This is a genomic window from Arthrobacter sp. SlRoot2-15 (genome assembly GCF_059739345.1).
In genome coordinates this window covers 3,102,886-3,121,219 of record NZ_AP046058.1, presented here as the reverse complement: position 1 = coordinate 3,121,219, position 18,334 = coordinate 3,102,886, and the positions used below count along the sequence as shown (strand labels likewise).

Annotated in this window: 13 protein-coding genes and 1 tRNA gene; 5 read left to right on the top strand and 9 right to left on the bottom strand. The window is 68.5% G+C overall.

Going from position 1 to position 18,334, the window contains the following annotated elements:
* Positions 1–5 precede the first annotated feature (5 nt).
* From prfA to argS, 7 genes are all read right to left on the bottom strand, one after another.
* A complete protein-coding gene (gene prfA / locus AC6I9V_RS14415) occupies positions 6–1,079 on the bottom strand; it encodes a peptide chain release factor 1 (protein WP_349412177.1) in 1,074 nt (357 codons plus the stop codon).
* 190 nt (positions 1,080–1,269) lie between these two features.
* The gene (gene rho, locus AC6I9V_RS14410; RefSeq protein ID WP_497899908.1) at positions 1,270–3,372 is read right to left on the bottom strand and encodes a transcription termination factor Rho; all 2,103 of its coding nucleotides are present in this window, start codon (positions 3,370–3,372) and stop codon (positions 1,270–1,272) included.
* Between the two features lie 309 nt (positions 3,373–3,681).
* Positions 3,682–4,668, bottom strand: a complete 987-nt coding sequence (gene thrB, locus AC6I9V_RS14405; RefSeq protein WP_349412175.1) for a homoserine kinase — start codon at positions 4,666–4,668, stop codon at positions 3,682–3,684.
* A 2-nt stretch (positions 4,669–4,670) separates the two neighbouring features.
* Positions 4,671–5,777 (bottom strand): threonine synthase, encoded by a 1,107-nt coding sequence (gene thrC, locus AC6I9V_RS14400; protein ID WP_349412174.1) that lies wholly within the window; start codon positions 5,775–5,777, stop codon positions 4,671–4,673.
* The gene (locus AC6I9V_RS14395; RefSeq protein ID WP_497899907.1) at positions 5,778–7,112 is read right to left on the bottom strand and encodes a homoserine dehydrogenase; all 1,335 of its coding nucleotides are present in this window, start codon (positions 7,110–7,112) and stop codon (positions 5,778–5,780) included.
* The gene (gene lysA, locus AC6I9V_RS14390; protein ID WP_497899906.1) at positions 7,113–8,582 is read right to left on the bottom strand and encodes a diaminopimelate decarboxylase; all 1,470 of its coding nucleotides are present in this window, start codon (positions 8,580–8,582) and stop codon (positions 7,113–7,115) included.
* 5 nt (positions 8,583–8,587) lie between these two features.
* On the bottom strand, positions 8,588–10,252 hold the full coding sequence (gene argS / locus AC6I9V_RS14385; RefSeq protein WP_497899905.1) for an arginine--tRNA ligase: 1,665 nt from the start codon (positions 10,250–10,252) through the stop codon (positions 8,588–8,590).
* A 136-nt stretch (positions 10,253–10,388) separates the two neighbouring features.
* Here argS and AC6I9V_RS14380 point away from each other — a divergent pair.
* Positions 10,389–10,464: transfer RNA gene (locus AC6I9V_RS14380), tRNA-Arg, on the top strand.
* A gap of 51 nt (positions 10,465–10,515) precedes the next feature.
* Here AC6I9V_RS14380 and AC6I9V_RS14375 read toward each other — a convergent pair.
* Entirely contained in the window at positions 10,516–11,493 is a 978-nt protein-coding gene (locus AC6I9V_RS14375; protein WP_497899904.1) for a cation diffusion facilitator family transporter, read from the bottom strand.
* 113 nt (positions 11,494–11,606) lie between these two features.
* Here AC6I9V_RS14375 and AC6I9V_RS14370 point away from each other — a divergent pair, with 113 nt between their 5' ends.
* Both AC6I9V_RS14370 and AC6I9V_RS14365 read left to right on the top strand, forming a co-directional pair.
* Positions 11,607–12,668, top strand: a complete 1,062-nt coding sequence (locus AC6I9V_RS14370; RefSeq protein ID WP_497899903.1) for a M4 family metallopeptidase — start codon at positions 11,607–11,609, stop codon at positions 12,666–12,668.
* Between the two features lie 42 nt (positions 12,669–12,710).
* Positions 12,711–13,010 carry a protealysin inhibitor emfourin gene (locus AC6I9V_RS14365; protein WP_497899902.1) on the top strand — a complete coding sequence of 100 codons (300 nt, stop codon included), beginning with the start codon at positions 12,711–12,713 and terminating at the stop codon, positions 13,008–13,010.
* Between the two features lie 44 nt (positions 13,011–13,054).
* On the opposite strand, the gene AC6I9V_RS14360 is transcribed toward AC6I9V_RS14365, so the two are convergent.
* Positions 13,055–14,020, bottom strand: coding sequence for a GlxA family transcriptional regulator (locus tag AC6I9V_RS14360; RefSeq protein WP_497899901.1), 966 nt, complete (start codon positions 14,018–14,020; stop codon positions 13,055–13,057).
* A gap of 81 nt (positions 14,021–14,101) precedes the next feature.
* Between AC6I9V_RS14360 and AC6I9V_RS14355 the strand changes: the two genes are divergently transcribed.
* Together AC6I9V_RS14355 and hrpA are read left to right on the top strand one after the other, a co-directional pair.
* Positions 14,102–14,269, top strand: a complete 168-nt coding sequence (locus tag AC6I9V_RS14355; RefSeq protein ID WP_349412165.1) for a hypothetical protein — start codon at positions 14,102–14,104, stop codon at positions 14,267–14,269.
* A gap of 108 nt (positions 14,270–14,377) precedes the next feature.
* The gene (gene hrpA / locus AC6I9V_RS14350) at positions 14,378–18,334 is read left to right on the top strand and encodes an ATP-dependent RNA helicase HrpA (RefSeq protein ID WP_497899900.1); all 3,957 of its coding nucleotides are present in this window, start codon (positions 14,378–14,380) and stop codon (positions 18,332–18,334) included.

Genomic DNA, 18,334 nt, shown 5'->3' with positions numbered 1-18,334 from the left:
CCGCGTTAGTCGCCGATGGCGTCGAGGCGGGCCTGTTCGTCCATCTCGATGGCGGACTGGATGACCGGCTCAAGGTCGCCGTTCATGACCTGGTCCAGGTTGTACGCCTTGTAGCCGGTGCGGTGGTCAGCGATCCGGTTTTCCGGGTAGTTATAGGTGCGGATGCGCTCCGAGCGGTCCATGGTGCGGATCTGCGACTTGCGCTGGGCCGAGTTCTCGGCGTCGATCTGCTCCTGCTGGTGGGCCAGGATGCGGGCGCGCAGCACACGCATGCCGGCTTCGCGGTTCTGCAGCTGGGACTTCTCGTTCTGCATCGCGACGACGATCCCGGTGGGAAGGTGGGTGATGCGCACGGCCGAGTCGGTGGTGTTGACCGACTGGCCGCCGGGGCCGGAAGAACGGTAAACGTCGATCTTGAGGTCGTTCTGGTTGATCTCGAGTTCCTCGGGCTCGTCCACCTCGGGCAACACCAGCACGCCGGCGGCCGAGGTGTGGATGCGGCCCTGCGACTCGGTGACGGGAACGCGCTGGACGCGGTGCACGCCGCCTTCGAACTTGAGCCGCGCGTAGACACCCTCGGCGGGGTCGTTGGAGGTGCCCTTGACGGCCATCTGGACGTCCTTGTAACCGCCCAGGTCCGATTCGGTGGCCGAGATGAGTTCGGTCTTCCAGCCACGGGATTCCGCGTACCGGGTGTACATGCGCAGCAGGTCGCCGGCGAACAGGGCCGCCTCGTCGCCGCCCTCGCCGCCCTTGACCTCGAGGATCACGTTGCGGGCATCGTCCGGGTCGCGCGGGATCAGCAGCCGGCGCAGCTTAGCCGCCGCCGTCTCCAGGGCAGCCTCGAGCTCGGGCACCTCGGCCGCGAACTCGGGATCCTCGCCGGCCATTTCCTTGGCGGCCGCCAGGTCGTCGCGGATGCCCTCCCAGCGGTGGTAGGCCTCCACAATGCCGTTCAACTGCGCCGAACGCCGCCCCAGCTTCCGGGCCAGCTTCTGGTCAGCATAAACAGCAGGATCCCCCAACTGCGCCTGAATGGAGTCATGCTCATCCAACAGGCCCTGTACGGACTCAAACATTTCAAAACCTCTTTCGACTTGGTACCAAGTCTAGTTACTGCGGGCGGGACCTCTTAAACCAACAACCGCTCGAGAAATTGGCGGCCAGGGAGTGGCTTCGGGCCTGCCGTAGCCGGGTGGCTCACGATCGCAGATCGTGAGCCACCCGGCGAAGGGGCGGGGCCGCCAATTTTCGAGCGGTTACGCGACGCTACTTGTCGTTATCGGACTTCGCACCAAGCGTCGTCTTCTGCACCTGCATGAGGAACTCGACGTTGCTCTGGGTCTCCCGGATCTTGTTGGTCAGCAGCTCAAGGCTCTGCTGCGTTTCGAGTCCGGAGAGGACGCGGCGCAGCTTCCACATGATCTTGACTTCCTCGGGGGAAAGCAGGTTTTCCTCGCGGCGGGTACCGGACGCGTTGACGTCCACGGCCGGGAAGATGCGCTTGTCCGCGAGCTGGCGGGACAGGCGCAGTTCCATGTTGCCGGTGCCCTTGAACTCTTCGAAGATGACCTCGTCCATCTTGGAGCCGGTCTCGACGAGCGCGGTGGCCAGGATGGTCAGCGAGCCGCCGTTTTCGATGTTGCGGGCTGCACCGAAGAAGCGCTTCGGCGGGTACAGCGCAGCGGAGTCGACGCCGCCGGACAGGATGCGGCCGGAGGCCGGAGCCGCCAGGTTGTAGGCACGGCCCAGGCGGGTCATCGAGTCCAGGAGCACCACAACGTCCATGCCCATTTCCACGAGGCGCTTGGCGCGTTCGATGGAAAGCTCGGCCACGGTGGTGTGGTCGTCGGCGGGACGGTCGAAGGTGGAGGCAATGACCTCGCCCTTCACTGTGCGCTGCATGTCCGTGACCTCTTCGGGACGTTCGTCAACGAGCACCATCATGAGGTGGACCTCAGGATTGTTCGTGGTGATCGCGTTGGCGATGGACTGCAGGATGAGCGTCTTGCCGGCCTTCGGCGGGGAAACGATCAGGCCGCGCTGGCCCTTGCCGATCGGGGCCACCAGGTCGATGACGCGGGGGCCGATCTTCTTGGGGTCCGTCTCGAGGCGCAGTCGCTCGGAGGGGTACAGCGGGACGAGCTTCGCGAACTCGACGCGGTCCTTGAGCTCCTCGGGGGTCTTGCCGTTGACCGAGGTGACGCGCACCAGGGCGTTGAACTTCTGGCGCGCGGACTGCTGCTGGTTGCTCTGCTGGGACTCGCCCTCACGCGGTGCGCGGATGGCGCCGACGACGGCGTCGCCCTTGCGCAGGTTGTACTTCTTGACCTGGGCGAGGGAGACGTAGACGTCGTTCGGGCCCGGCAGGTAGCCGGAGGTGCGGATGAACGCGTAGTTCTCCAGCACGTCCAGGATGCCGGCGACCGGCAGCAGGACGTCGTCCTCGGTGACCTCGACGTCGTCGACGTCGGGACCTTGGGAGCGGCCGCGGCGGCGTTCGTTGCGGTCGCGGAAGCGGTCGTTGCGCGAGCTGTTGTCGCGGTTGTCCTGGCCACCGGAGCGGTCATTGCGGTCGTTGCGGTCCCGGCGGTTGCGGCGGTTGCGGCGGCTGCCGCCGTCGGAATCATCGTTGTCGCGGGTGTTGTCGCGGTTGCCGGAGGTGTTGTCGCGGCTGTTGTCCCGGCCGCGGGTGTTCTCGCGGCGCTGGCCGTCATCGCTGCCCTGCTCGGACTGGCGCTGTTCGGGCTGGCGCTGCTCGGACTGGCGCTGTTCGGACTGGCGCTCCTGGCGCTGTTCGCCGGTTGCCTGCTCGGCCGGGGCCTCGGCGGGGGCTTCGGTCTGGCCTGCGGCCTCGCCGCGGCGGCGGTTGCGGGTCCGCGGCTGGCGGGTGCGGTCGCTGGACTCGGCGCCCTGCTCGGCCGGAGCCGCTTCGGCGGGGGCGGACGGTGTCTCGACCGGCGCGGCGGGTGCTTCGGCGGCGGGGGTGGTGACGACGCCGTCGCTGCCGGCGCGGCGGCTGCGGCCACGGGTCCTGGCCCGCGGGTTTTCCTGGGCCGGGGCCTCGGCCGCGGCGGCTGCCGGTGCGGCGGCCGGAGCCGATGCATGCGCCACGGTGCCGTTGTCGCTCGCCTTTTCGGCGGCGCGGGCGGGTGCCTTGCTGACGGGGGTGCCGGCACGGTGGGCGGAAATGGCGGTCACCAGATCGCCCTTGCGCATCCGGGAGCCCCCGGAGATTCCCAGCTGGCTGGCCAGGGCCTGGAGCTGGGCGAGCTTGAGGCCTGCGAGGCCGCTGCTCTTGGCGGGTGCTGCCGATGCGGCAGCAGAAGATGATGTTTCCACAGCTGAAGACAGCTCAGTGGTTTCGGTCACGAAGGATCCTTCCCCCTCGACGGCGTCCAGGCTAGGAGCTGGACGCGGTGATTTGATCTGGGCTGCAGTTCAGATCTGCAGCCGGGATTTCGGCCTTGCCGGTTGGATTTCGGCCGGCAGGGCCGGATACTGCTACACCAGGTCACGCTCCGGAATTATGGAACGGCGGGCTGACATTTCAGGGGGAACAGAGGAATTCTGCAGGTTCCTGCGTCAGACCGAAAGCAGGTGGCACCGGAAAATATTGCGCAGTGAAAGATGAGAGAGGCAACTTGGCCAACATCGCGGTCTTAGAAAAAGCTTGCGTGATTACCGCCGGTGCACTTCCACTTTAGCACCTTCAGTGTCCACAGCCAGCTTCATCACACGCCAGGCAACCTCCGGCGTGTTGGCGGCGGTGAAAGTGCCGATGGCCTCGACGACGTCGGCCGCTTCCTTTTCGCCGGCGGCCAGGACCAGCACGGTGGGTCCCGCGCCGGAGACGACGGCGGCGTGGCCGGCGCGCCGCAACGCGGAAATCAGTTCGGCGCTGGGCCGCATGGCCTGGGCCCGGTAGCTCTGGTGCAGGTAGTCCTCGGTGCCGGGCAGCAGGAATTCGGGCTTCTGCGTCAGCGCGTGGATCAGCAGGGCAGCGCGTCCCGAGTTCATGGCCGCGGCGTGGTGCCCCACGGAGGCCGGCAGCAGCGCCCGGGCGGCCTCGGTGGAGAGCTCAAAGTCCGGAACGGCGACCACCGGAATGATTGCGGGGTCGACGGTGGCGCAGGTGCTGCTGTACTGGTCACTGTCCTGCCAGGACAGCGCCAGGCCGCCGAAAATGGCCGGTGCCACGTTGTCCGGGTGGCCCTCAAGCTTTGAGGTGAACTGCAGGATCCAGTCCTTGCCGCGCCGGGACTCCGCGGGAACCAGGGCGTTCGCGGCGGTGGCGGCGGCCACCACGGCGGCCGCCGAGGACCCGAGTCCGCGGCCGTGCGGGTTGACGTTGTCCGCCGTGATCCGCAGTCCCTCGTGGCGGTAGCCCAGCAGGTGCAGCGCCTCGGTGAGGGCCCTGGCCACCAGGTGGCTCGCGTCGCGGGGCAGCGTGTCCGCGCCCTCGCCGCTGAGCTCGAACTCCAGTTCGCCGCTGGCGAGGGTCTCCACCGTCAGCGTGTCGTGCAGCGAGAGCGCCAGCCCGAGGCTGTCGTAGCCAGGGCCCAGGTTGGCGCTGGTGGCCGGAACCCGGACGGTGACCGCCTGCCCCGCCGGAACCGCCGGCGTTTCGGCGGGCGATTCGGCCGGGACGGTGAGGGTGGTTTCCACGGCTATTTTTCTTCCAGTCCCAGTTCGGCGGCCACCGTGACGACGTCGTTGGCGACCTTGACCGGCTGCACCTCAGTGCCGTCCTCGGTGCGCAGGGCCCACTGCGGGTCCTTGAGCCCGTGGCCGGTGACCGTGATGACGATGGTCTTGCCGGACGGCACCTCGCCCGCGCCGTGCTTCTTGATCAGCCCGGCGACCCCGGCGGCGGAGCCGGGTTCGACGAACACACCTTCGCGGGCGGAGAGCCAGCGGTGCGCGGCGAGGATTTCCTCGTCGGTAACGGCCTCGATCACGCCGCCGGATTCGTCACGGGCGGCAACCGCGGTGTCCCAGGAGGCGGGGTTGCCGATCCGGATGGCGGTGGCGATGGTGTCCGGCTCGGTGATCGGGTGGCCGGCGACGAACGGGGCGGCCCCGGCGGCCTGGAAGCCCCACATCACCGGGGTCTTCGTGGCGACGGCGGCCAGGGTCCCGGCCGTGGCGGATTCGTAGGGCGCAGCGTATTCCTTGTAGCCCTTCCAGTACGCGCTGATGTTGCCGGCGTTGCCGACCGGAAGGACGTGGATGTCCGGGGCGTCGCCGAGGGCGTCAACAACCTCGAACGCGCCGGTCTTCTGGCCCTCGATCCGGGCCGGGTTGACCGAGTTGACCAGGAACACCGGGTAGGACTCCCCCAGCTTGCGCGCAATGTCGAGGCAGTCGTCGAAGTTGCCGTCCACCTGCAGCAGGGTGGCCCCGTGCGCAATCGCCTGGCTGAGCTTGCCCATCGAGATCTTGCCTTCGGGCACCAGCACGGCGCATTGCAGCCCGGCCGAGGTGGCGTAGGCCGCCGCCGAGGCGGAGGTGTTGCCGGTGGAGGCGCACACCACGGCCTTGGCGCCGGAGGCGACGGCGGCTGTCATGGCCATGGTCATCCCGCGGTCCTTGAAGGATCCGGTCGGGTTCATGCCTTCGACCTTGAGGTAGACGGTGCAGCCGGTGAGCTCGGAGAGCTTCTGCGCGTGCACGAGCGGGGTGCCGCCCTCGCCCAGGGTGATGACCTTGGTGGCCTCGGTGACCGGCAGGCGTTCAGCGTATTCGCGGATGACCCCGCGCCATTGGTGAGCCACTTAGACCCCTTCTACCCGCAGTACGGATGTGACGGTATTGATGACGTCCAGGCCTTTCACGGCCTGGACGGTTGCTGCCAGTGCGGCTTCGCTCGCGCGGTGCGTGACGATCCGCAGCTCCGCAGACTCCGTCTGGGAGTCCGAGTCGCGGTGGATGGTCTGCCGCATGGTTTCGATGGACACGCCGTGTTCGGCGAAGAGCTGCGCGATCCGGGCCAGGACACCGGGCTGGTCCGCGACGTCGAGGCCGATGTAGTAGCTGGTGACCGCCGCGCTGATGGGCGCCGCGGGGACCTGGCCGGTGGTGGTTTCGGCGCGGCCGGGGCCGTCCAGGACAAGGCTGCGGGCGGCGGAGACGAGGTCGCCCATCACGGCCGACGCCGTCGGCTTCCCGCCGGCCCCCTGGCCGTAGAACATCAGTTCGCCGGCGTTTTCCGCCTCGATGAAAACGGCGTTGAACGCCCCATGGACCGCGGCCAGCGGGTGTTCGCGCGGCAGCAGCGTTGGATGCACGCGCACGGAGACCCCGGCGTCTGTTTTTGTGCCTGTCTTTGTGCCTGCGGCGGCGAGCTTCTCCGCGATCGCCAGCAGCTTGATGACAAAGCCGGCGTCCTTGGCCGCGGCGATGTCCGCTGCGGTGACGGAGCTGATCCCCTCGCAGTAGACGTCTTCGAGGGCGAAGCGGGTGTGGAAGGACAGCGAGGCGAGGATCGCGGCCTTGGAGGCGGCGTCGTGGCCCTCGACGTCGGCGGTCGGGTCGGCTTCCGCGTAGCCGAGCCGCTGGGCCTCGGCCAGGGCGTCGGCGAACTGCGCGCCGGTGGTGTCCATCTGGTCCAGGATGAAGTTGGTGGTGCCGTTGACGATGCCAAGCACCCGGGTGATCCGATCACCGGAGAGGCTGTCCCGGATGGGCCGCAGGATGGGGATCGCGCCGGCGACGGCGGCCTCGTAGGACAGCTGCACGCCGGCCTTGTCCGCTTCCTCGTGCAGCGTCGGGCCGTCCTTGGCCACGAGCGCCTTGTTGCCGGTGATGACACAGGCGCCGTTGCGCATGGCGGCCACGATCAGGGTGCGGGCCGGTTCGATCCCGCCCATCAGTTCGATCACCAGGTCCGCGTCCCTGACCAGGGCGTCGGCGTCGGTGGTGAACAGCTCACGCGGCAGGTCGACGTCGCGGGGGGCGTCGACGTCGCGCACGGCGATGCCGGCCAGTTCCAGGCGGGCGCCGGCCCGCGAGGCCAGCATCCCGGCGTCGTCAATGAGAATCCGCGCAACCTGGGCCCCAACGTTGCCACAGCCCAGCAGGGCCACTTTCAGGGTTCGCATTTCCGTCATTCAGACTCCCATGTCGCGGTTCAGCAGATCTTGTTCGGTTTCGCCGCGGACAATGAGCCGGACTGATCCATCGCGTACCGCGACAACGCCCGGCCGGGCCAGATAGTTGTAGTTGCTTGAGAGGGCCCAGCAGTAGGCGCCGGTCCCCGGTACAGCGAGCAGATCACCGGCTGCCACGTCCTCGGGCAGATATACATCTCTAACAACTATGTCGCCGCTCTCGCAATGTTTGCCCACCACTCGGGACAGCTGCGGGGCGGCGCCGGACGCGCGGGAGGCCAGAATCGCGGAATAATCCGCGTCGTACAGCACCGGGCGGGCGTTGTCGCTCATGCCGCCGTCCACCGACACATACCGCCGCGGGTACGTAACGTTTTCCGCCGCGTTTTCGGCCGGGGCATCGACCCGGACGGTCTTCAAGGTGCCCACCTCGTAGAGCGTGAAGGTGCTGGTGCCCACGATCGCGCGGCCCGGTTCGATCGAGATCCGCGGCGCGGTGATGCCCAGTTCGGCCACCTTGGCCCGGACGACGGCGGCCATCGCCTGCGCGATTTCCGCGGGCGGGCGGGGGGTGTCCACCGGGGTGTAAGCGATGCCGTAGCCGCCGCCCAGGTCCAGTTCGGGCAGCACGATGGAGTACTTGGCCTGCATCGCTGCGAGGAAGTCGAGCAGCTTCTCCGCTGCGAGCGCGAAGCCGTCGGGTTCGAAGATCTGCGAGCCGATGTGGCAGTGCAGGCCCAGCAGTTCGATGCTCTCGTGCGCGGCGGCGGCGGCCACGGCCTCCTCGGCGGCGGACAGCCCGGCCTGCTCGGTCGAGTCGCCGGCCATCGAGAGGCCGAACTTCTGGTCCTCGTGCGCGGTGGCGATGAATTCGTGGGTGTGCGCGTGCACACCGGGGGTCAGCCGCAGCATGACCTTCGCCGTTTCGCCGCGGTTGGCGGCAATCGCGGCGACCCGCTCCAGCTCGGCGAGGCTGTCCACCACGATCCGGCCCAGCCCCATGTCCAGGGCGCGGTGGATCTCGCCGTCGGACTTGTTGTTGCCGTGCAACGCCACGGCGGCGCCGGGAATCCCGGCGGCGGCGGCGACGGCCAGCTCCCCGCCGGACGCGGTGTCCAGCCGGAGGCCCTCCTCCTCGACCCAGCGGACGACGGCGGTGCACAGGAACGACTTGCCGGCGTAGTAGACGTCCACTCCCCCGCAGATGTCCGCGAAGGCCTCGTTGAAGGCATCCTGGAAGGCCCGGGCGCGGGCGCGGAAGTCGGTCTCGCCCATCACGAACAGCGGGGTGCCGAACTGCCGCTGCAGTTCGCTGACCGGGATGCCATCGATGGCGAGCTCGCCGCCGTCGTTGCGTTCCACGCCGGCGGCCCACATCGGCGGGTGCAGCGCGTTCAGGTCCGCCGGCACGGCCAGCCAGTCCGGGGCGAGCGGGGAAGCCGTCGAGGAGTTGTTGGGGTTCGCGGTCATGGCGGTCACATCCGTTCCGGCGCCGAAACGCCCAGCAGTTCCAGTCCGTTGGCCAGCACCTGGCTGGTGGCATCGTTGAGCCAGAGCCGGGTGCGGTTCAGGTCGGTGATGGCTTCCTCGCCCAGCGGGGCGACGCGGCAGGCGTCGTACCAGCGGTGGTAGGCGCCGGCAATGACCTCCAGGTGGCGGGCGACGCGGTGCGGCTCGCGCAGCTCGGCGGCCTTGGCCACAATCGAGGGGTAGCTGCCCAGGTGCGAAAGCAGCTCGTTTTCGGTCGCGTGGTCCAGCAGCGCGGCGTCGAAGCTGTCCTCGCCGCCCACGCTGCGCTCCACCCCGGCGGCCACGGCGTTGCGTGCGGCGCCGCGGGAGCGGGCATGCGCGTACTGGACGTAGAACACCGGGTTCTCGTTGCTGTGCTTCTTCAGCAGCTCCGGGTCCAGGGTCAGCGGCGAGTCCGCCGGGAAGCGGGCCAGGGAGTACCGGACGGCGTCCTTGCCCAGCCAGGAGATCAGGTCCTTGAGCTCGATGATGTTGCCGGCCCGCTTGGAGAGCTTGGCGCCGTTGACGGAGACGAGCTGGCCGATCAAGACCTCGATGTTGGCCTCCGGGTCGTCCCCTGCGGCGGCCGCGATCGCCTTGAGCCGGTTGATGTAGCCGTGGTGGTCGGCGCCGAGCAGGTAAATCTTCTCGGTGAAGCCGCGGTCCTTCTTGGACAGGTAGTAGGCCGCGTCGGCGGCGAAGTAGGTCGGTTCGCCGTTCGCGCGGATCATCACGCGGTCCTTGTCGTCGCCGAAGTCGGTGGTGCGCAGCCAGACCGCGCCGCCGTCGTCGTACACGTGGCCCTGTTCCCGGAGCCGGGCGACGGCGTCCGCGATGGCGCCGGCGTCGTGCAGTTCCTGCTCGGAGAAGTAGACGTCGAACTCGACGCCGAACTCCGCGAGCGTCTGCTGGATGTCCTTTAGCTGGGCCTTGTAGGCCGCCCCTCGGATCACCGGCAGCGCCGCGACGTCGGTGAGTTCGCGGATGTCCGGGTGCTGGGTCAGCACCTCGTGGCCGAGGTCGGCGATGTATTCGCCCGGGTAACCGCCCTCCGGGACGCCGCGGCCGTGCAGCCGGGACAGCACCGAGTGCGCGAAGACGTCCATCTGCGAGCCGGCGTCGTTGATGTAGTACTCCGCCGTGACGTCCGCGCCGGAGGCCCGGAGCACGCGCGCGATCGAGTCGCCGAGGGCCGCCCAGCGGGTGTGGCCGATGTGCAGCGGGCCGGTGGGGTTGGCCGAGACGAACTCCATGTTGACCGTGCGGCCTGCGAGCGCGGTGTTGGTCCCGTAGGCGGAGCCCGCCTCGACGATGGCCTTGGCGAGCGCGCCGGCGGCCGCCGCGTCGACGGTGATGTTCAGGAAGCCCGGTCCGGCGACGTCGACGGCGAAGACTCCCTCGATGGCCGCCAGCCGCTCACTGAGCAGTCCGGCGAGCTGGCGCGGGTTGGTCCCGGCCGGCTTCGCGAGCTGGAGGGCGATGTTGGTGGCCCAGTCGCCGTGCTCCCTGTTCTTGGGCCGCTCCACGCGCACCGCGTCCGGTACGTCGGCGGCGGCAAGGGCGATTTCACCGGCGGCGACGGCGTCCTTCAGGCAGGCGGATATGGCGAGGGAGAGTTCTTCTGGGGTCACGGTTCCAGCCTACCGGGGGCCCGCAGTCCCGCGGAATTTTCCGGCCTTCATCTTCGGCCGTGGGCGGTTTTCCGTTGAAGCCCACCTTCCTGCTAAGCTCTAGGACGTCCCGCCGGTAACGGCAGGATCCCTGATTGCCCTCGTAGCTCAGGGGATAGAGCGTCTGCCTCCGGAGCAGAAGGTCGTAGGTTCGAATCCTATCGAGGGCACCATCGAAAAACCCCGCCGTTTTAACGAAACGGCGGGGTTTTTGCGTTTTGCCCTCAGGCGCCGGCTTGGCTCCGGTCAGCGTCGAAGTCCAGCGCCGCTTCGTCCGGGGTGGCGAGGGTCAGTACGGCTTCCTCGACCGTCGCGTGGTCCTCGAGTTCGCGTTCAATCCGGCGCAGCGCCACTGCCACTTCGTGTTCGGGGTGGTCGCCCTCCAGATCGACGGCAGCGACGAGGTAGAGCTTGCGCGGTCCGACGAACTCCAGGTGCAGGTATGTGAGCCGGGCAATCTCCCGGTGCTCGAGGACCCGGCGGGCCATGGAGCGTTCGATGTCCGGGGTGACGCCCTGGCCCACCAGGAAGCGTCGGTTGCGGTCGATCAGCACAACGGCGACGACGGCCAGCAGCACGCCGACGACGATCGAGCCCACCGCGTCCGGCAGCGGCGAACCGGTGACCTGGTGCAGGAAGACCCCGGCAAACGCCACGACCAGGCCGATCAGGGCCGCGGCGTCCTCCGCGAACACGGCGCGCAGGGTGGGATCGGAGCTGATCAGGACCTGTTCCAGGGTATGCCGGTCCAGCTGGTGCGCCGCCTTCCGGGTCTGGCGGAACGCCTGGGTGAAGGAGATTCCCTCGAAGACAAAAGCCGCGCCCAGGACCACGTAGGCCACCGCGAAATCGGCGGCAGGCTCAGGGGTGATGAGCTGCTGGATGCCGTGCATGATCGAGACCACGGCACCGGCGGTGAAGAGGCCGAACGCCGCAAACATCGACCACACGTACGCCTCCCGGCCGTAGCCCATGGGGTGGCTCTTGTCCCGCGGCCGGGCGGACCTGCGTTCGGCGAAGAACAGGAACACCTGGTTGCCGGTGTCCGCCCAGGAGTGGGCCGCTTCGGCCGTCATCGAGGCCGATCCGGTCAGGAGCGCAGCCACCGTTTTTGCCGCGGCCACGAGAAAATTCGCCGCGAACGCGATGATCACCGTCAGCAGGGTCGAGCCGGGCTTTTTCCGCTTCTCCGTTTGCGCCATGGGCCTACCGTATCCAACCGGCGGGCTCCTGCAGGCTCCGGGTGCTCAAGCCCTGCCAAATGTCGGCGCCCCCTCGTAGTCTGTTGGCATCGGCAGAAGCAAAGGGGTCTCACATGTACTGCTCCATCATCCCGCCCTACCTGTTGCGCCGGCTGGCAGCGCAACACCACGAGCCGCGGCTGCAAATGGCGGCCCGCGCCGCGAAGGAAGCGCTGCAGCACGTCAAGAGTTTCCAGGCGTCCCGTGCGGCTCCGGCGCCCGCCGCGCCGCCGGGGTTGCGGCAGCTTACGCCGGGGCCGCCCCAGCGCACCGTGTACGACGCGAAAGCCTCCGAGGACCTGCCCGGTGTGCTGGTGCGCAAGGAAGGCGAACCAGCCACCGGCGATCCGGCCGCGGATGAGGCCTACGACGGCCTGGGCCACACGCACCGGCTCTATGCGGAGGCGTTCGGCCGGAACTCGATCGACGGCAACGGCCTGCCGCTGGACGCCACGGTGCACTTCGGTCATCTCTACGACAACGCGTTCTGGGACGGGAAACAGATGGTGTTCGGCGACGGCGACGGCCAGGTCTTCACCCGCTTCACCGCCTCCCTCAGCGTGATCGGCCACGAGCTCGCCCACGGCGTCACCCAGCACTCCGCCGGGCTTGCCTACCGCAACCAGGCCGGCGCTCTCAACGAATCCCTCTCGGACGTTTTCGGCGCCCTCGTGGAGCAATACGTGAGACAGCAGTCCGCGGCGCAGGCCAGCTGGCTGATCGGCGAGGGGCTCTTCACGGACCAGGTGCAGGGCACGGCGCTGCGCTCCATGAAGGCTCCGGGAACGGCGTACGACGACGACGTGCTGGGCAAGGACCCGCAGCCGGACTCGATGGACGGCTATGTGCACACCAGTGCCGACAACGGCGGAGTCCACCTGAACTCGGGCATCCCCAACCGGGCCTTCTGCCTGGTCGCGACCACGCTGGGCGGCAACGCGTGGGAGGCCCCCGGACGCATCTGGTACGACACCCTCACGGGCGGGACGCTGCCCGCGTCCGCAACTTTCAGCGCCTTCGCCAAGGCCACCGCGGCGTCCGCCGCGGAGCTCTACGGCGCCGGTTCCCCGGAGCATGACGCCGTTGTGCAGGCGTGGGAAACTGTGAAGGTAAAGCTCCAGGGAGCGAAGCGCTAGCCGAGTTCCAGCAGATCCGAGTCCAATCGAGATCCGAGTCCGATGAAGATAACTGTCCAGCGCAGCGGCGGCGTAGCCGGAATGAAGCGGACGTGGACCGTCAGTCCCCAGCCGCCGGAGGACACCGACCGGTGGCAACCGCTCATTGAAGCGTGCCCCTGGGACGCCGTCGGCGGGGCCAGCGGCACCGCCGGCCAGCCTGACCGGTTTATGTACAGCATCCGGGCCGGCCAGCGCCGGGCGGTCCTGCCGGAGCGCGAGCTGACGGGTCCGTGGCGGACCCTCGTCGAGTGCGCCCGCGCCGCCGCGGAGGCGCCCGGGCGGGACGGCCAGCCAGGTTAGACGGCTGCGAGGTTAGACGGCTGCGAGGTTAGACGGCTGCGAGGTTAGACGGCTGCGAGGTGCCCGCGGAACGTCCGCCGGTAAGACTGCGGGCTGGTGTCCAGCACCTTGGCAAAGTGGTGGCGCAGCAGGACCGAGTGGCCGAACCCGGCCTCCCGGGCGATCTCGTCGATGTTGAGGTCGGTCGTCTCCAGCAGCTCCTGCGCGCGCAGCACCCGCTGCGAATTGAGCCAGGCCGCCGGGGTCGCGCCGGTTTCGGCCCGGAACCGGCGGGCAAAGGTCCGCGGCGACATGTGCACGCGGGCGGCCAGCTCGTTGACCGAGTGGTCGTCCTCCAGGTTCACGACCATCCACCGGAGCAGCTCTTCCATCGGCTGCGAACCGCACCGCGGCATCGGCCGGTCGATGAACTGGGCCTGGCCCCCGTCCCGGTGCGGCGGCACCACCATGTCCCGGGCGATACTGGCCGCCACGTTCGCGCCCAGCTCCACCCGGACCAGGTGCAGGCAGGCGTCGATGCCGGCGGCGGTCCCGGCGCTCGTGATGATCCGGTCGTCCTCGACGTAGAGCACGTTCTCGTCCACGAGCGCGGCCGGATAGCGGCTGGCCAACTCCTGGGAGTAGTGCCAGTGTGTGGTGCAGCGGCGGCCGTCCAGCAACCCGGCCCGTGCCAGCGCGAAGGCCCCGGAACAGATCGACATGACCCAGGCTCCCCGGGCATGCGCCGCCCGCAGTGCCTCGAGGACGGATTCGGGAACGTCCTCGTCCCGGCCATACGGGGTCATGATGACGAGGTCGGCATCTGCGGCCGCCTCCAGCCCGAGCCCCACGTGCATCGACAGCCCGGACTTCATCGGGATGTCCCCCGGCACCGGCGTGCAGACCCGGAAATCGAAGGCGGGCACACCGGTGCTGCGGTCCGAGCGATCGACGCCGAACACTTCAAACGCGGTCCCGAACTCGAAGATCGAGAAGTGCGGAACCACGATCATCGCCACTGAATTGATCATGAATCCAGTCTGGCAGAAATTTGAGCTTTCTGGGCATTTCTGCCACTTTTTTTACCCTGCGCACCAGAGAACCATGGAGGTATGGAACTCATCGGAATCGCCCTCATCGTCCTGATCCTCGCCGCCGTCGCCGCCACCCTCCGAGCCCTCCGGAAAGACGGTCTTGGCCACAACCCGCCCGTCCGCTCGGAGGACTACTGGATGGCCCACGACCTCCCCAGCACCAGCTACACGCTGCGGTTCTTCTAAACCAGTCCCCTTCACCCGCTGCCCGGCCCCGCCCACGGACCGGGCAACCCTATGTCCGGCGCCGGGGGCGCCGGGACAGCAAGCCGGGCCAGTAGACTGTGTGCAGCCATGACACTGCATATCTCCTACCCCGCCGAGCTGCCGGTCTCCGAGCGCCGCGAGGACCTGATGGCCGCCATCGCCGCGAACCAGGTGACCATCATCGCCGGCGAGACCGGTTCCGGTAAGACCACCCAGATCCCCAAGATGTGCCTGGAGCTTGGCCTGGGCGAGAACGGCCTGATCGGCCACACCCAACCACGCCGGCTCGCCGCCCGCACGGTCGCCGAGCGCATCGCGGAGGAACTCGGCGTCGACATCGGCCAGGAGGTGGGTTTCCAGGTCCGCTTCACCGGCGAGGTCAGCCGCTCCACCAAGGTCAAGCTGATGACCGACGGCATCCTGCTGGCCGAGATCCAGCGCGACAAGCTGCTGCGCAAATACAACGCGATCATCATCGACGAGGCGCACGAACGCAGCCTCAACATCGACTTCATCCTCGGCTACCTCAAACGCATCCTCCCGGCGCGCCCGGACCTGAAGATCATCATCACCTCGGCCACCATCGACCCGGAGCGTTTCGCCAAGCACTTCGGCAGCGAGGAAGCCCCGTCCCCGATCGTCGAGGTCTCCGGCCGCACCTACCCGGTGGAGATCCGCTACCGCCCGCTCTCGGCGCCGGCCGGCGGCCCCGCCGCCGGTGACGATGCAGCCGACTCCTCCGACGACGAACTCGAAGAGGACCGCGACCCGCTGGACGCGGTCTGCGATGCCGTCGACGAACTCGCTCTCGAGGCCCCCGGCGACATCCTGATCTTCTTCTCCGGCGAGCGCGAGATCCGCGACGCCGCCGAGGCGCTCAACGCGCGGATCCAGACGAACCGGCGGCTGGCCGGCACCGAGGTCCTGCCGCTCTTCGCCCGGCTCAGCCTGCAGGAACAGCACAAGGTCTTCCACCCCGGCAGCAAACGCCGGATCGTGCTGGCCACGAACGTCGCCGAAACCTCGCTCACCGTCCCGGGCATCAAGTACGTCATCGACACCGGCACCGCCCGCATCTCGCGCTACTCGCACCGGACCAAGGTCCAGCGCCTGCCGATCGAGCGGGTCTCCCAGGCCTCGGCCAACCAGCGCTCCGGCCGCTGCGGGCGCGTGTCCGACGGCATCGCGATCAGGCTGTACTCGGAGGAGGACTTCGAGTCCCGGCCGCTGTTCACCGACCCGGAGATCCTGCGCACCAACCTCGCCGCCGTCATCCTGCAGATGACCGCCATGGGCGTCGCCCGCGGGCCGAAGGACGTGGAGAACTTCCCGTTCGTTGAACCGCCGGATTCGCGTGCCATCAACGACGGCGTCACGCTGCTGCGCGAACTCGGTGCCCTCAGCGCGGCCGGCGCTGCCGGCGGCCGCGGCGGCGGACTCACCGCCGTCGGGCAGCAGCTGGCCCAGCTGCCCGTGGATCCCCGGCTTGGCCGGATGATCGTCGAATCGGGCAAACGCGGCTGCGTCCGTGAGGTGATGATCCTGGCGGCAGCGTTGACCATCCAGGACCCCCGCGAGCGCCCGACCGACAAGCAGCAGCTCGCGGCGGAGAAGCACGCCCGCTTCCGGGACGAGAACTCGGACTTCACCGGCTACCTGAACCTCTGGAACTACTTGCAGGAGAAGCAGCAGGAGCTCTCCTCGACGGCTTTCCGCCGGCTCTGCCGCAATGAGTTCATCAACTACCTGCGCGTCCGGGAGTGGCAGGACCTCTTCGCCCAGCTGCGCCAGCTCGCCCGGCCGTTGGGCATCACCTTGGACAACAAAAGGCTCACGGATCCGGTGGGGCACCACGACGGCATCCACATCAGCCTGCTCTCGGGGCTGCTGAGCCACATCGGCATCCTGGACGAACGCAAGCGCGAGTACGCCGGTGCCCGCGGCAGCCGCTTCGCGATCTTCCCCGGCTCGGCCCTGTTCAAGAAGTCCCCCACCTTCGTGATGGCCGCCGAGCTGGTCGAAACCAGCCGGCTCTGGGCCCGGGTGGCCGCCAAGTTCGACCCGCTCTGGGCTGAGCAGGTGGCGCCGGACCTGGTCAAGCGCAGCTACAGCGAGCCGCACTGGTCCAAGAAGATGGGCTCGGTGATGGCGCATGAGAAGGTCACGCTGTACGGCGTGCCCATTATTCCGAGCCGCCGGATCAATTACGGCAAGGTGGACCCGGAACTCTGCCGGGAGCTGTTCATCCGGCACGCGCTGGTGGAGGGCGACTGGCAGACCCACCACAAGTTCTTCCACCGCAACCGCGCCCTGCTCCAGGAGGTCGAGGAGCTCGAGGCCCGGATGCGGCGCCGCGACATCCTGGTCGACGACGAAACCCTGTTCGAGTTCTACGACGCCCGGATCGGCAAGGACGTGGTCTCCGAACGCCACTTCGACAAGTGGTGGAAGGATGCGCGCCAGCAGGACCCCACCCTGCTGGACTTTGACCAGGCGCTGCTGATCAGCGAGGACGCCGACGCACTGGACGATTCCGCGTACCCGAAGACCTGGCAGCACAAGGGCTTCGAACTGCCGCTGAGCTACGAGTTCCACCCGGTCGCCCCCGGCTCGCCGCCGAATCCTTCCGACGGCGTCACCGCCGAGGTCCCGGTCCTGTTCCTGAACCAGCTCGACGACGCCGCGTTCCGCTGGCTGATCCCGGGCCAGCGGGTGGAACTGGTGACCGCCCTGATCAAGTCGCTGCCGAAGCAGGTCCGCAAGAATTTCGTTCCCGCACCCGAAGTCGCCCGACAGGCCGTGGCGGCGCTGGAGGCCGCTTTCGATCCCGCCACGGACGAGCTGGAGCCCTCGCTGGAACTCGTGCTGCGCCGGATCCGCGGCCACGTCATCCCGCCGGGGTCCTGGAACTGGGACGCCGTCCCGTCGCACCTGCGCGTCAGTTTCCGTGTGGTCGATCCCCGCGGCAAAGTCCTCGACGAGGGCAAGGACCTCGCGGCGCTGCAGGAAAGGCTCGCCCCGGCCACCCGCCGCGCCATCGCCGAGTCCCTCGGCACCACCCCGTCAACGACGGCGCCCAAAGCTGGCGGTACGGCTGGCGGCAAGGCTGGCGGACGGGCGAACGGGAAGACACCCGCCGCCGCTACGCCGGCTGCGACGGCAGCGCCCGGTTTCACCGAGCTGTCCGGCCTCAAGGACTGGACCTTCGGCACCGTGCAGCGCCAGGTCCAGGGCACCGTCAAGGGCCACACCGTCACCGGCTACCCGGCCCTGGTCGACGAAAGCACCTCCGTAGCGCTGCGCCTGTTCCAGACCACCTCCGAGCAGGAGCAGGCCATGCGCGGCGGGGTTATCCGGCTGCTCGCCCTGAAAGTGCCGCCGCCGGACCGCTACGTCCTGGAGCACCTGAATAACACCGAAAAGCTGACCTTCAGCCAGAACCCGCACGGCTCGGTGTCGGCGCTGATCGCGGACTGCGCCTTGGCCGCGATCGACAAGCTCACCCCGGCCGAACTGCCGTGGGACGAGGCCTCCTTCAAGGCCCTCTACGAGCAGGTCCGGGCCGAGCTGATCGACACGGTCTTTACGGTGACCGCCGTCGTCGAACGCATCCTCGCCAGCACCCGGCGGATCGAGAAGCAGCTCAAGGGCACCACGAGCCTTGCCCTGATCAGCGCCCTCAATGACGTCAAGGCCCAGCTGGAGCAACTCATCTATCCCGGGTTCGTGGCACGGACGGGCTACGCCCAGCTCAGCCAGCTGCCGCGGTACCTCGCGGCCATCGAAAAGCGCCTCGAGAAGCTCCCCGGGAACGTCCAGCGGGATGCGCAGCACATGGCGGTGATCCAGGCCCTCGAGGACGACTATGACGACGCCGTTTCCGCGCTGCTGCCCGGGCGGCGGGTGGCGACCGAGTTAACCCAGGTCCGCTGGATGATCGAGGAGCTGCGGGTGAGCCTCTTCGCCGTCGAGCTCGGCACCGCTTATTCGGTCTCGGAGAAGCGGATCCGCACCGTGCTCAACAAGGCGCTGGCGCCGGCGTAG